Raw genomic sequence first — 12,296 nt, forward strand, 5'->3', positions numbered from 1 at the left:
CGGGCGCAGAAGCGGGTCATCACCATCGAGTCCGCGCCCAGGTCGTCGAACACGTGGGCGTCCACGGGCACGTGCTCGACGGCGAGCACCTCGGCCAGCACGCCGGCCAGCGCCGCGGCCAGACCGCCGGCCGGGGTGGTCGGTGCCGGTGCCGGGGTCGGTGCCGGGGTCGGAGCCGGCGCAGTCGGGGTGGGCGTCCGGACCGGAGCCGGAGCGGTCGGCGCGGCCAGGATCTGGTCCAGGGTCAGTACCTCGGGAGCGGGCGCCGGGGGCACCGGAGGCTCTGCCGGCCGCAGGATCTGGTCCGGCGTGAGGACCTCGGCCGCGGGTGGCTCGGTCGGGAACGGCGGCAGCAGCTGCTCGAGCTCCTCGAGCTCCTCGGACAACCGGGCGTTCTCGGCCCGCAGCACCGACATCTCGGTGCCGCTGGGCGGCGCGGGTAGGGCGGGCAGGGCCGCCCGGTCCACGAGGCCGTCGGCGGTCAGCGGGAGGGCGTCGATCCGCTCCAGCCGGGCCGGGACGTGACCGGGGGCCAGCCGCTCCCGCAGCAGGCTCCGGATCTCCTGCTCGTCGACCGGCCCGTCGGACCGGCGGGTGTAGTAGCCGACGAGCTCGGGCCGGTCGGGCGCGCCGTGCGCGACCACGACCGCCGAGGCGACGCCGCGCGCCCCGAGCATCACCGACTCGACCGCCGTGAGGTCGATGCGCTCGCCGCCGACGAGCACCTGCAGCGCGATCCGGCCGCGGTACTCGATCTTCCCCTCGGTGTCGACCCGGCCCAGGTCACCGGTGCGGTAGATCCGGCCGGACGGGTTGCCGGGGATGCCGAGGAAGTCGCCGACGAAGGCGTCGCCGGAGTCCAGGTAGCCGCACGCGAGCCCGAGCCCGGCCACGCCGAGCTCGCCGGTCTGCCCGTGCGGCAGGGCCAGCGGGAACTCGGGGTCGAGCACCACGGTCGCGTAGGTGGGCAACGGGGTCCCGATCATGACCGGCTCGTCCGGGTGGGCCTCGGCCCACGCCGCGGTCACGCTCGCGCCGGGCGGCACGTACGCGGTGAGCAGGCGCCGGCCTGGGCGGTGCCACCGCGCGACGAGACCCGGCGCGCAGGGCTCGCCGGACACCAGCAGGAACCGCAGCCCGGGAAGGTCCCGCTCGAGTGTGGAGAGCAGCGCGGGAGTGGTGCACAGGGCCGTGACGCGCCGTCCCTCGAGCTCCGCGTGCAGCGCCGGGCCGCGCAGCGCGGGTCCGCCGGGCGCGGGCACCAGCGTCGCCCCCGCGGCCCACGCCATCCACACCTCCTCGATGCCGCCGCCGGAGAACAGGGCACGACCCTGGTAGAGGCGGTGCCCGCGCAGGCCGAAGGTCTCGGAGGCGATGCGCACGGCGTTGCCGACGGCGCGGTGGTCGAGCGTCACGCCCTCGGACCAGCCCGAGGGGTCGGCGACGTGCACGACGTACGCGGGTCGGTCGGCGAGGCCGCCACGCTCGGCGGGCTGCAGCCGCGCCGGGCTCATCTCCGCGATCAGCGCCGCGGCGTCGTCGACCGCGAGCACCTCGGCCGTCCCGGTGCCCAGCGCCTCCGGGGCGGTCACCCGGCTGCGCAGGTGCGAGCGGCTGAGCACGATCCGCGCCGCCGTGTCCGCGACGACGAAGGCTAGCCGGTCGGCCGGCGCGTCCGGGTCGAGCGGCACGCACGTGGCGCCGATCTTCAGCACCGCGAGCAGCGCGACGTAGGCCTCGACGCGGTCGTCGAACAGCAGCGCGATCCGGTCGCCCGCCTCGGCGCCGTGCAGCCGCAGGTACCGGGCGAGCCGGTTGGCGCGGGCGTCGAGCTCGTCGTAGGTCAGCGAGACGCCGGGGGCGTCGACGGCGAGCTGCCCGGCGCGGCCGTACTCCCGGATCCAGTCGCACCGCTCCTCGAACACGGAGTCCAGGCGCTCGTGCCGGCGCACCCGCCAGCCCTGCGCCTCGTGCCGGTCGACGACGACCAACTCCGAGAGCGGCACGTCCGGTCGGCCGGGGGCCTGCGGCCCGTGCTGACCCGATTGCGTGATCGACATGTGGTCCCCCGCTGGTCCACCCGACGTGCGGACCGCGACGGGCGGCCCACCGGATGTCCGAGGGTGTCGGCGCGGGCCGCTCCGGACCATGGGGACAGGCCTGGGACCCACCGGGGCGGACCCCCGACCGCGTGGGGGCTGCCCCCCGGCTCAGCCGCGCCCGTCGGCCGGCGGTGTGGCGAAGCGCCCCGCCACGGCCGCCGCCCCGACCACGGCGAGCACGGCGGCCAGCGCGCCGAGGCCGACGGCGACGGAGGCGGCCGTGGCGACGACGCCGACGAGCAGCGGCCCGCCCGCGTCGCCCAGCTCGCGCCCGACCTCCGCGGAGCCCATGGTCTGGCCGAGCCGCTCCGGCGGGGACGAGGCGGCCAGCGACGCGAACGCGACCGGGGTCGCGATCCCGACCCCGAGGCCGATGACGACGGCCGCCACCACCAGCGCGACGATCCCCGGGACCGTCGCGGCCAGGACGAAGCCCACGACCATCAGGGCGAACCCGACCGCGAGCGCCGTACGTGTCGTCAGCCTGCCGTGGTCGTGGGCCCGGCCCGCCCGCGGCTGGACCAGTGTCGACGAGAGCGCCAGGCAGGCCACCACCGCGCCGGTGACGATCGCGCTCAGCCCGGCCGCGGTGCCCAGCGCCGGCAGGAAGCCGACGGCCGTCGCGAGCGCCGCCGTCGTGCCGGCCAGCGCCGCGGTCGGCCGCAGGAAGCCCGGTGCGGAGAGCCGGCGCGCGAGGTCGACGACGGTCTGCCGCTGCCGCGGCAACGGCGGGAGCGCGGGGACGCTCAGGACCGCCCACACCGTCACGGCGACGGCGACGGCGGCGAGGAGGACGAACAGCGTCGTGAACCCGGCGAACGTGAGGACCACCCCGCCGATCACCGGGCCGGCCGTGTAGCCGAGGCCCTTCCACGCGCCGTAGGAGCCGAAGACGCGCCCCTGCCGGCCGCCCGAGCCCAACCGCCCGACCATCGCACCGGCCGCCGGCGAGAAGGCCGAGGCGGCCGCTCCCTGGCCGAGCCGCGCCAGGGTCAGCGCCACCGCGGAGCCCGGTCCCGACGCCATCCCCCCGGCCACCGCGACGAGCGCGTAGACGAGGGAGACCGCGGCGAACGCGATGAGGCCGCCCACCAGCACGCGCCGCGGCCCGACACGGTCGGCGAGGGAGCCGAACACCGGCTTGAGGAGGATCTCCGCGCCGTCGTACACGGCGAGGACCAGGCCGAGCGCGAGCACGGACAGCTGGCCGGACCCGGTCTCGGCGCCCGCGCCCGTCGCGACGGCGTGCGCGCCGAACGCCGTGACGAAGCCGGCGGCGTAGAGCGGGAAGAGCACGCCTCGCCGCGGACCGGCCCCGGCCGGCGGTGCTCCCGGCGCCGTGTCGTGCGGGCCGCCCGCGGCCGGGCCGTCCGACCCTTTCGCGGCCGTGGCGTCGGGGCCGCCCGCGGCCGTGGCGTCGGGGCCGTCCGCGGCCGTGCCGTCGGGGCCGTCCGCGGCCGTGCCCTCCCGGCGGTCGTCCGGCTGGGCGGGGGTGTCGGCCATGCCCGGCGTCCTTCCCTTCCTGCGTCGGCCCACACCGGACCGCCTCACGAGCGGGCCGACCGTACCGGCCGACGTCCCGGGTCAGTCCGCGTGCCCGCCCGCGCCGGAGGCACCGTCCCCGGACGCGGCGCCCCCGCCGTCGTCGAGCGGCAGGAAGAGGGTCATGACCGGCGGGCTCTCCCGCGAGACGACCAGCCGTCCGCCCTGGTCCTCGGCCAGCCGGGTGGCCAGCGGGAGGCCGAGACCCAGGCCCTCACCCGGGGTCTCGGGCCCGGGCGCTCCGCCGTCGCGCTCGGGACGGCCGTTCGCGAACCCCGGCCCCTCGTCGCCGACGTCGACCGCCACGGCGTCGCCGACGTCGCGCAGGCCGACCCGGACGGCCCCCTCGCCGTGCCGCAGCGCGTTGTCCAGTAGCACGGCGAGGACCTGGCCGATCGCGGCCCGCGACCCGACGACCGCGGGCTCGCCGCAGTCGGGATGCCCGTCGCCGATGCCGTCGAGGTCGAGCTCGAGCTCGCGCCCCTCGGCGACGAGCCGCGGCCGGTAGGTCTCGGCCACCTCGTCGAGTACGGCGTGCAGGTCGACCGGGGCCCGCCCCGCGCCGTCCCGGGACCGGGCGAGCGCCAGCAGCTCCTCGACCGTACGGGTCAACCGGTCGGTCTCCGCGACGGCGGCGTCGAGCGCGGGACCGAGCTCGGCCCCCGGGCGCGTGTCCGCCCGGGCGTTCTCCAGGCGCAGCCGCAGCGCGGCCAGCGGCGTCCGGAGCTGGTGCGACGCCTCGGCGGAGAAGGCCCGCTCCCGGGCGAGGAGGGCGTCGAGCCGGGCGGCGGTGCTGGCGAACGCGGCGCCGAGCGCGTCGACCTCCGCGAGCCCGGCCCGCCGCGGCCGCACGCTGAAGTCCCCGTCGCCGAGCCGGCCGGCCAGCACCGCCAGGTCCTCCAGCGGGTGCGCGAGCCGCCCGGCCTGCCGCCGCGCGATCGCCCACGCCGCGACCAGGACGAGCGCGGCCAGGCCCAGCATGCCCAGCCAGATCGGCACCAGCGCGGCGTAGACCACCGACACGGGACGCGAGGCCCGGACCGCCCCGATGACGTCGTGCTCGCCGCGGACCGGGACGACGGTGACCACGTCGTCGCCGATGCGGACGATCCGCGGGGCGGCACCGCCGAGGACCGCGCCGACGTGCACGTCGCCGGTGGGGCTGCCGTCGCCGGCCACGAGCAGGTCGTCGTCGTCGTAGAGGCCGAGCGTCGTCCCGGGCGTCCCCGAGCCGGGCAGCACCGCCGGGACGCGGTCGTGGGCGAGATCGGTGAGGACCGCCGCGGCGGTCAGGTCGGCGAGCCGTTGCAGCGTGACGCCCTCGTCGTCCACCTCGTAGCGGGCGAGGCCCAGGGCGAGCGGCACGCCGAAGAGCGTCACGGCGATCGCCGCGATCGCCACCGAGAGCGCGACGATCCGGGTGCGGACGCGAGCGGTTCCTCGCACGGTCACCCCCAGCCCAGCGAGGCCGCGCCGCTCCGGCCGGTCGGCGGCCGGAGTGGTGCGAGGGGTGCAGGCTAGGCCGTCGGCGGCTCCAGGCGGTAGCCGTGCCCGCGCAGCGTGCGGATCCGCGGCAGCCGGATCCCGGCCGGGAAGCCGGAGAGCCGCCGGCGCAGGGCCGCCACGTGGACGTCGAGGGTCTTGGTGGAGCCGGCCCAGTGGTCGTCCCACACGTCGGCCATCAGGGTCCGCCGGCTCAGCGCGGCGCCGGGGTCGCGGGCCAGCCGCTCCAGCAGGTCGAACTCCTTCGCCCGCATCACCAGCTCGTGCCCGGCCACGACCACCCGGCGTTCCCGCAGGTCGAGCTCGAGGTCGCCGAGCCGCACGGGCTCGCCGGGCGGCCCCGGCCGCCCCCGGCGCAGGTGCGCGCGGACCCGGGCGAGGAGCTCCTCGCGGCGGACGGGCTTGGTCAGGTAGTCATCGGCACCCGCGTCGAGCCCGACGACGACGTCCATCTCCGCGCCGCGGGCCGTCAGGATCACCACCACGGTGTCGGCGGACAGCGCGCGCAGCGCCCGGCAGACCCGGACGCCGTCCATGTCGGGCAGCCCGAGGTCGAGCAGGACGAGGTCGAGTTCCTCCGCTCCCGCACGCTCGAGGGCCGCCTGGCCGGTGTGCGCCCACACCACCTCGTGACCGTGCTGCGTCAGGCTCTCGACCAGGCCCTCACCCAGGCCCCGGTCGTCCTCGACGAGCAGGATGCGCGCGCTCACCGGGCCATCATCCCGAGCCCGCCGCCGCGGATCGACGGCCCGACGTACGAGCGACCTGAGAGGTCGGTTAGCCGACGGCAAAATCTCGCGGCGCAGCGCCTCCGGGCCTTGCCCGCCCTTCCCGGGGGTCGGTACACACGCATCAGGTGGAAGGTTCCCCCCGTCCACCTGACCGGGCCGGGCGCCGCCCCCATAGACACTGCGGCCCCGGCCCCCGGACGTCGACCGACCGCCCCCGGCCGCAGCCCGTTCCCCGTAGCCCGCTCCCCGCCGCCGCGTCCCGTGTCGAGGGTCCGTGGGATGGTGTGGTCCGGCGGAGCGGTGGTATCGACGGGGCGCGTCCCACCCGGCAGGTCGGGGCGGGATGCGTAGGCTCGTCGGCACCGGCTCCGCGAGCAGGAGGGACACCATGTCGGAGCACGACCGCTACGGCGACCTCGGGGCGCCGCCCCCGCTCGTCGCCGAGTTCGTCTCGCTCTCCGAGAAGCTGCTCGACGCGCCCACCGTGCAGGACGTGCTCGACCGCATCGCGCAGGCGACGGTCCGCGTGGTGCAGGGTGCCGACATCGTCAGCGTCTCGCTGCGGTCGCGCGACGGCACCATCGACACCCCGGCCACCACCGACCCGGTGGGCGTGCGTCTCGACGAGCTGCAGAACGAGTTCGACGAGGGTCCGTGCCTCGACGCCAGCCGGGTGCCGGGCATCGGCTTCGCCTTCTCCGCGGACGTCGCGACGGGCGAGGAGTTCCCGAAGTGGGGCCCCGCGGCCGCCGACCTGGGTGTCGGCAGCGCGATGGCGGTCGGCCTGTTCCCCGCGCAGGACCCGCCGCGGATGGGGTCGCTCAACGTCTACTCCCGCCGCCCGGGCGGCCTCGACCAGGCCGACCGCGACGCGGCGCTGGTGCTGGCCGCGCACGCATCCACCGCGGTCGCCGGCTCGCTCGCCTCCACCCGCGCCGAGCTGAAGGTCACGCAGCTGACCGAGGCCGTGCGCAGCCGGGACGTGATCGGTCAGGCCAAGGGCATCCTCATGGAGCGCCGCGGCGTCGACGCCGAGGAGGCCTTCCGGATCCTGCGGTCGGCCTCGCAGTCGCTCAACGTCAAGCTCGCCCGCATCGCGGAGACCCTCACCCAGCGCCGCGACGAGCTCTGAACCGCGCCTCACCCGGGCAGCAGCACGGCCGCGCCGGTGATCCGGTCCGCCGCCAGGTCGGCCAGCACGCGGTCCGCGGTCGACAGCGGCCGTGGGTCGACGGTGGGCCGGACGCCGAGGGCGGCTGCGAGCCGGAGGAACTCCTCGCCGTCGGCGCGGGTGTTGGCGGTGACGCTGCGCAGCTGCCTCTCGCGGAAGAGGTCGCGCTCGTAGTCCAGCCCCGGGATGTCGGTGAGGTGGATGCCGGCGATCGCGAGGGTGCCGCCGGCGTCGAGCGCCCGCAGCGCGACCGGCACGAGCCCGCCGACGGGGGCGAAGGTCACGGCGGCGTCGAGCGGCTCCGGCGGCGCCGCGTCCGCCGGCCCCGCGGAGGCGGCGCCGAGCGCGAGCGCGAGCTCCCGGGCCTCCGGCGAGCGGGTCAGCACGTGCACGGTGGCGCCCTGCGCGATCGCGACCTGCGCCACGACGTGCGCCGACGCGCCGAAGCCGTAGATCCCCAACCGCCCGCCCGGCGGCAGCTCCGCCCGCTTCAGGGCGCGGTAGCCGACGATGCCGGCGCACAACAGCGGGGCGACGGTCGCGTCGTCGAGCGCGGGCGGCAAGGCGTATGCGTACGCCTCGGGGACCACGGCGTACTCGGCGTAGCCGCCGTCGGCGTCCCAGCCGGTGAACCGCGCGTCCGGACAGAGGTTCTCGCGCCCGGACCGGCAGAACCGGCAGCGCCCGCAGGTCCCGCGCAGCCAGGCGATGCCGATCCGGTCGCCGATCGCGAACCGTCGCGTGCCCGTGCCGAGCGCGTCGACCACGCCGACGATCTCGTGCCCCGGCACCGTGCCCGGGTGGTGCGGGGCGAGGTCCCCCTCCGCCAGGTGCAGGTCCGTGCGGCACACCCCGCACGCCGAGACGCGCACGCGGACCTCGCCCGCGCCGGGTTCCGGGTCGTCCCGGTCCACCTGGGCCAGCGGGCCGGCCGTGATCGGTCCCGGCCTCCGGACGATCCACGCCTTCATCCCGCCAGCATGGCCTGCCGGGGTCCACAAGGGAACGGCCGCCGGTCCCGGCCGCGCGGGCCGCTGGTCCCACGGGAGCACCGCCGCAGAACACCGCCGCAGAACACTCCCCCGGAGGGGCGCGTCGTCACCGCCCCGGCGGGGCCAGCCGGTAGACCGCGCCGGCGTCGTCGTCGGTCACGTACACGGCGCCGTCCGGCCCGGCCACGGCCGCGACGGGCCGGCCCCACCGCGAGCCGTCGGGCGCCTGGAAACCGCCGACAAGGGTCTGCTGCGGCCCCAGCCCGCCGTCCTGCCACGGGAAGAACGACACCTCGGGCGCCCGTGGCGGCTCCGCGTTCCACGAGCCGTGCACACCGACCAACGCCCCGTGCGCGTAGTCCCCGGGCAGACCGCCGTCGACGAAGGCCAGCCCCAGCGGCGCCGAGTGCGCGCCGAGCGCCTGCTCGACCCGCGGCAGCGTGGCGCAGTCGAGCGCGGCGCCGTCCGGGTTGGTCTGCTCGTCCCGCGTGAACGGCACGTCGCTGAGCACCTGGGCGCTGCCCGCGACGCCGGGCGTGACGTCGGGGTCCGGGTTGCAGTACGGCCAGCCGAGGTTGCGGCCCGGGGTGAGCCGGGCCATCGCCTCCACAGGGTGGTCCCGCACGTAGGCCGTGACGACGTCGCCGCGCGCGGACCCCGACGACCCGTCGTACGGGCGGTCGAACGGGTACTCGATGTTGTCGCGGTTGTTCACCGCGGTCCACACGGACCCGTCCGGCGCGACGGCGAGCCCCGTCCCGTTGCGGACCCCCACGGCGAACGGCGCGGGCGGCCCGCCCCCGGGCGGCACCCGCAGGATCGACGCCCGCGGCGGGTTCGCCGTGAGGTCGCCTGCGGAGATGTTGCCGGTCGAGCCGACCGACACGTAGACCGCGCCGTCCGGACCGACGGCCACGCTCTTCAGGGCGTGCGCGTAGGCACCGCCCAGCTCGGGGCTCTTCGCGTCCGGCAGCCCGGTCACGACCGGCCGGGGCGCGCCGACACGGCCGCCGGCGTAGGGGTAGGCGTCGACCCGGTCGCTCTGCGCCACGTACAGCGTCGGCCCGGCGAACGTCAGCCCGTGCGGCTGGTCCAGCCCGTCCAGCAGCGGGGTCTCCGTGGCCGTGCCCCGCCCGTCGGGCACCAGCCGCACGACCGTGCCGCCCTCGGGCACCGAGACCAGCAGCGAGCCGTCCGGCGCCCACACGGCCAGGCGCGCGGCGGGCAGGCGGGCGAACACCGACATCGACCAGCCGGGGGGCACCAGCACCTGCCGCGGGACGTCGAACGGCGCCGCGTCCAGGCCGGCCGGCACGGTCACCGGGACGGGGACCAGGTCCGCCGGCACCGCGGCCGTCGGCGCCCCGGCGGGCGAGGACGACGACGAGGACGACGACGAGGACGGCGTGCCCGACGTCGCGCAGCCGGCCAGCACGAGCACGGCGACGAGCAGCAGCACCGCACGGGACGCACGCATGGACGAACTGCCCTTCCCTCGACGCGGATTCGGACCGATCGTGGGCTGTCGGGCGTCGGGTGCGCGTAACGCGGGCCACGTCCGGTCCGAAGTCGGCTCACGGAACCGGCTCCGAGCCGTTCGGGGCCGAGGTCGGGGGGACGTGTGAAGGACGTGCTCGGTCGCGGCGCCGTCGTGGAGTCCCCGCGGGGCGACCGCGGGCTGACCGCCGCGGAGGTCGCCGAGCGGGTCGCCGCCGGCCGCACGAACGCCGTCGACGCGCGGACCAGCCGCAGCGTCGGGCAGATCGTGCGGGCCAACGTCGTCACGCCGTTCAACGGGTTGCTGTTCGCGCTCTTCCTCGTCATCGCCGCCACCGGCCGCTGGCAGAACGGGCTGTTCGGCCTGGTCATCGTGGCCAACACGGCGATCGGGGTGATCCAGGAGGTGCGCGCCAAGCGCACGCTGGACCGGCTGGCCGTGCTGAACGCCCCGCACGCCCGGGTGGTCCGGGACGGCGAGGTGGCCGAGATCGACGTGGCCGACGTCGTCGCCGACGAGCTGGTCGAGCTGCGCTCCGGAGACCAGGTCACCGCGGACGGGACGGTGACGACGTCGGCCGGCCTGGAGGTCGACGAGTCGCTGCTGACCGGCGAGTCCGACCCGATCGCCAAGGCCCCCGGGGACCAGGTCCGCTCCGGCTCGATCGTCGTCGCCGGGCAGGGCCGGTTCCGGGCCACGGCCGTGGGCGCCGACGCGTACGCCACCCGGCTCACCGCGGAGGCGAAGAAGTACACGCGCACCCCGAGCGAGCTGATCTCCGGGACGAACACGCTGCTGCGCTGGATCTCGGTGATGATGCTGGTCGTGGCGCCGCTGCTGGTGTGGAGCCAGTTCCGCACCAGCGACGCCGACACCTGGCAGGCGGCGGTCACCGGCACCGTCGCCGCCCTCGTCGGGATGGTCCCCGAGGGGCTGGTGCTGCTGACCAGCCTGGCGTTCATGCTCGGGGCGGTGACGCTGGCGCGGAAGCGGACCCTGGTGCAGGAGCTGCCCGCCGTCGAGGTGCTGGCCCGCGTCGACGTCGTCTGTCTCGACAAGACCGGCACCCTCACGCACGGCGACATCGTGTTCGACCGGCTCGTACTGCCGCGCGAGGCCGACGCGCTCGACGAGGCCGAGGTGCGCGAGGCGCTCGCGTTGAGCTGCACCGAGCCGGGCGGCAACGCCACTGCGGCGGCGCTCGCCACCGTCTTCTCGCACACCTCCTGGACCTCGACGGAGACCGTCCCGTTCTCCTCGGACCGCAAGTGGTCCGCCATCGGCACCGGCGAGCACGGCACCTGGGTCCTCGGGGCGCCCGAGATGGTCCTCCCCGAGCCGGCCGACGCCGGGTCCGCGGACCTGCTGGAGACCGCCGGGAAGATCGCGGAGGACGGGCGGCGGGTGCTCGTCCTCGCGCACACCGAGTCCCCGGCCGACGGGCCCGTGCTCCCGCCGGAGCTCGAGGCCCGCGCCCTGGTCGTGCTCGCCGAGCGGATCCGCGACGACGCCGCGGACACCCTGCGCTTCTTCGCCGAGCAGGGCGTGACGCTGCGGGTGATCTCCGGCGACAACCCGCGCACCGTCGGCGCGGTGGCCACCGCCGTCGGCCTGCCGGGCATCACCGCCGCGGCCGACGCCGTCGACGCCCGGACCCTGCCCGAGGACCCCGACGCGCTCGCCGACGTCCTCGAGGCCCACCCCGTCCACGGCCGGGTCACGCCCCAGCAGAAGCGGGCGATCGTCGGGGCGCTGCAGCGGCGTGGCCACGTCGTCGCGATGACCGGCGACGGCGTCAACGACGCCATGGCGCTCAAGGACGCCGACATCGGCGTCGCGATGGGCAACGGCGCGGCCGCCACCCGTGCGGTCGCCCAGCTCGTCCTGCTCGACGGCCGGTTCGCGCACCTGCCCGACGTCGTCGCCGAGGGCAGGCGGGTCATGGCGAACATCGAGCGCGCGGCGAACCTGTTCCTGGTCAAGAACGTCTACTCGCTGCTCATGGCGCTGGTGGTCATCGTGACCGCGGCCGCCTACCCGCTCGCGCCCATCCAGCTCACGCTGATCTCGGCCGTCACGATCGGCATCCCCGGTTTCGTCCTCGCGCTCGCCCCCAACCGGCGGCGTTACGTCCCGGGCTTCCTGTCGCGGGTGCTGTGGTCGGCGGTGCCGATCGGCGTGGTGATCGGGACGGCGGCGTACTCCGGCGACCGCACCGTCCGCTGGCTGGAGCCGACGGGCGGCTCGGCGGCCGGGCAGACCGTGGCGACGGTGACCGTGCTCGTGGCGTCGCTCTGGGCGCTGACCCTGTTCGCCCGGCCCTTCAACCGCTGGAAGGTCGCACTCGTGGCCGGCCTGGCCCTGGTCGTCGTAGTGATCCTCGCGGTGCCCTTCCTGTCCCACACTGTGTTCCTGCTCGACGTCACGTGGCTTCGCGTCGGCGTCGGGGTGGGGCTGGGCGTGGTCGCGGGCCTGGTCATCGAGGTGATCGGGCGGTTCGTGCGGGGCCGCGCCGCCGGTGGCGCGGCGCCCGCCCTGGCGGCCGCTCCGGCCTAGCCGGAGCGCACTCCGTCCGGATCCGGTGCCTGCGGCGCGGGCTCGGGTTCGGCGGGGCGCGGCTGGTCGAGGAACTGGACGATCCCGAGCAGGACCAGCAACACCAGGACCACCACCAGGATCGTCCAGCCCGAGGGTTGGTCGATCAGCACGACCACGAGCGCGGCCAGGACGACCAGCGCCGTCCGGAGCAGGACGAGG

The 12,296-nt window shown here is 76.6% G+C and carries 8 protein-coding genes and 1 pseudogene; 2 read left to right on the forward strand and 7 right to left on the reverse strand.

Going from position 1 to position 12,296, the window contains the following annotated elements; translation table 11 throughout:
* The 4 genes from LWC33_RS33495 to LWC33_RS33510 form a co-directional block, all read right to left on the reverse strand.
* A partial coding sequence (locus LWC33_RS33495) for an AMP-binding protein (protein ID WP_233308728.1) occupies window positions 1-2,060 on the reverse strand: 2,060 nt, incomplete at its 3' end.
* Window positions 2,061-2,210: 150 nt separating this feature from the next.
* Complete coding sequence (locus LWC33_RS33500) at window positions 2,211-3,605, reverse strand: MFS transporter (RefSeq protein WP_255693901.1); 1,395 nt, start codon at window positions 3,603-3,605, stop codon at window positions 2,211-2,213.
* 81 nt (window positions 3,606-3,686) lie between these two features.
* The gene (locus LWC33_RS33505; RefSeq protein ID WP_233308729.1) at window positions 3,687-5,090 is read right to left on the reverse strand and encodes a sensor histidine kinase; all 1,404 of its coding nucleotides are present in this window, start codon (window positions 5,088-5,090) and stop codon (window positions 3,687-3,689) included.
* 71 nt (window positions 5,091-5,161) lie between these two features.
* A complete protein-coding gene (locus tag LWC33_RS33510) occupies window positions 5,162-5,857 on the reverse strand; it encodes a response regulator transcription factor (RefSeq protein WP_233308730.1) in 696 nt (231 codons plus the stop codon).
* Between the two features lie 409 nt (window positions 5,858-6,266).
* On the opposite strand from LWC33_RS33510, the gene LWC33_RS33515 reads away from it, so the two are divergent.
* The gene (locus LWC33_RS33515) at window positions 6,267-7,010 is read left to right on the forward strand and encodes a GAF and ANTAR domain-containing protein (protein ID WP_233308731.1); all 744 of its coding nucleotides are present in this window, start codon (window positions 6,267-6,269) and stop codon (window positions 7,008-7,010) included.
* An 8-nt stretch (window positions 7,011-7,018) separates the two neighbouring features.
* Here the strand turns inward: LWC33_RS33515 and LWC33_RS33520 are convergent, their stop codons facing one another.
* Both LWC33_RS33520 and LWC33_RS33525 read right to left on the reverse strand, forming a co-directional pair.
* A complete protein-coding gene (locus tag LWC33_RS33520) occupies window positions 7,019-8,020 on the reverse strand; it encodes a zinc-dependent alcohol dehydrogenase family protein (RefSeq protein WP_233308732.1) in 1,002 nt (333 codons plus the stop codon).
* 127 nt (window positions 8,021-8,147) lie between these two features.
* On the reverse strand, window positions 8,148-9,518 hold the full coding sequence (locus LWC33_RS33525) for a PQQ-dependent sugar dehydrogenase (protein WP_233308733.1): 1,371 nt from the start codon (window positions 9,516-9,518) through the stop codon (window positions 8,148-8,150).
* Between the two features lie 144 nt (window positions 9,519-9,662).
* On the opposite strand from LWC33_RS33525, the gene LWC33_RS33530 reads away from it, so the two are divergent.
* A complete protein-coding gene (locus LWC33_RS33530; RefSeq protein WP_233308734.1) occupies window positions 9,663-12,095 on the forward strand; it encodes an HAD-IC family P-type ATPase in 2,433 nt (810 codons plus the stop codon).
* Here the strand turns inward: LWC33_RS33530 and LWC33_RS33535 are convergent.
* Window positions 12,092-12,296, reverse strand: a pseudogene (locus LWC33_RS33535) (hypothetical protein); the annotation flags it as partial. The gene LWC33_RS33530 and the pseudogene LWC33_RS33535 overlap by 4 nt on opposite strands.

This window comes from Pseudonocardia terrae, assembly GCF_021343995.1.
GTDB classification, from domain to species: Bacteria; Actinomycetota; Actinomycetes; order Mycobacteriales; family Pseudonocardiaceae; genus Pseudonocardia; species Pseudonocardia terrae.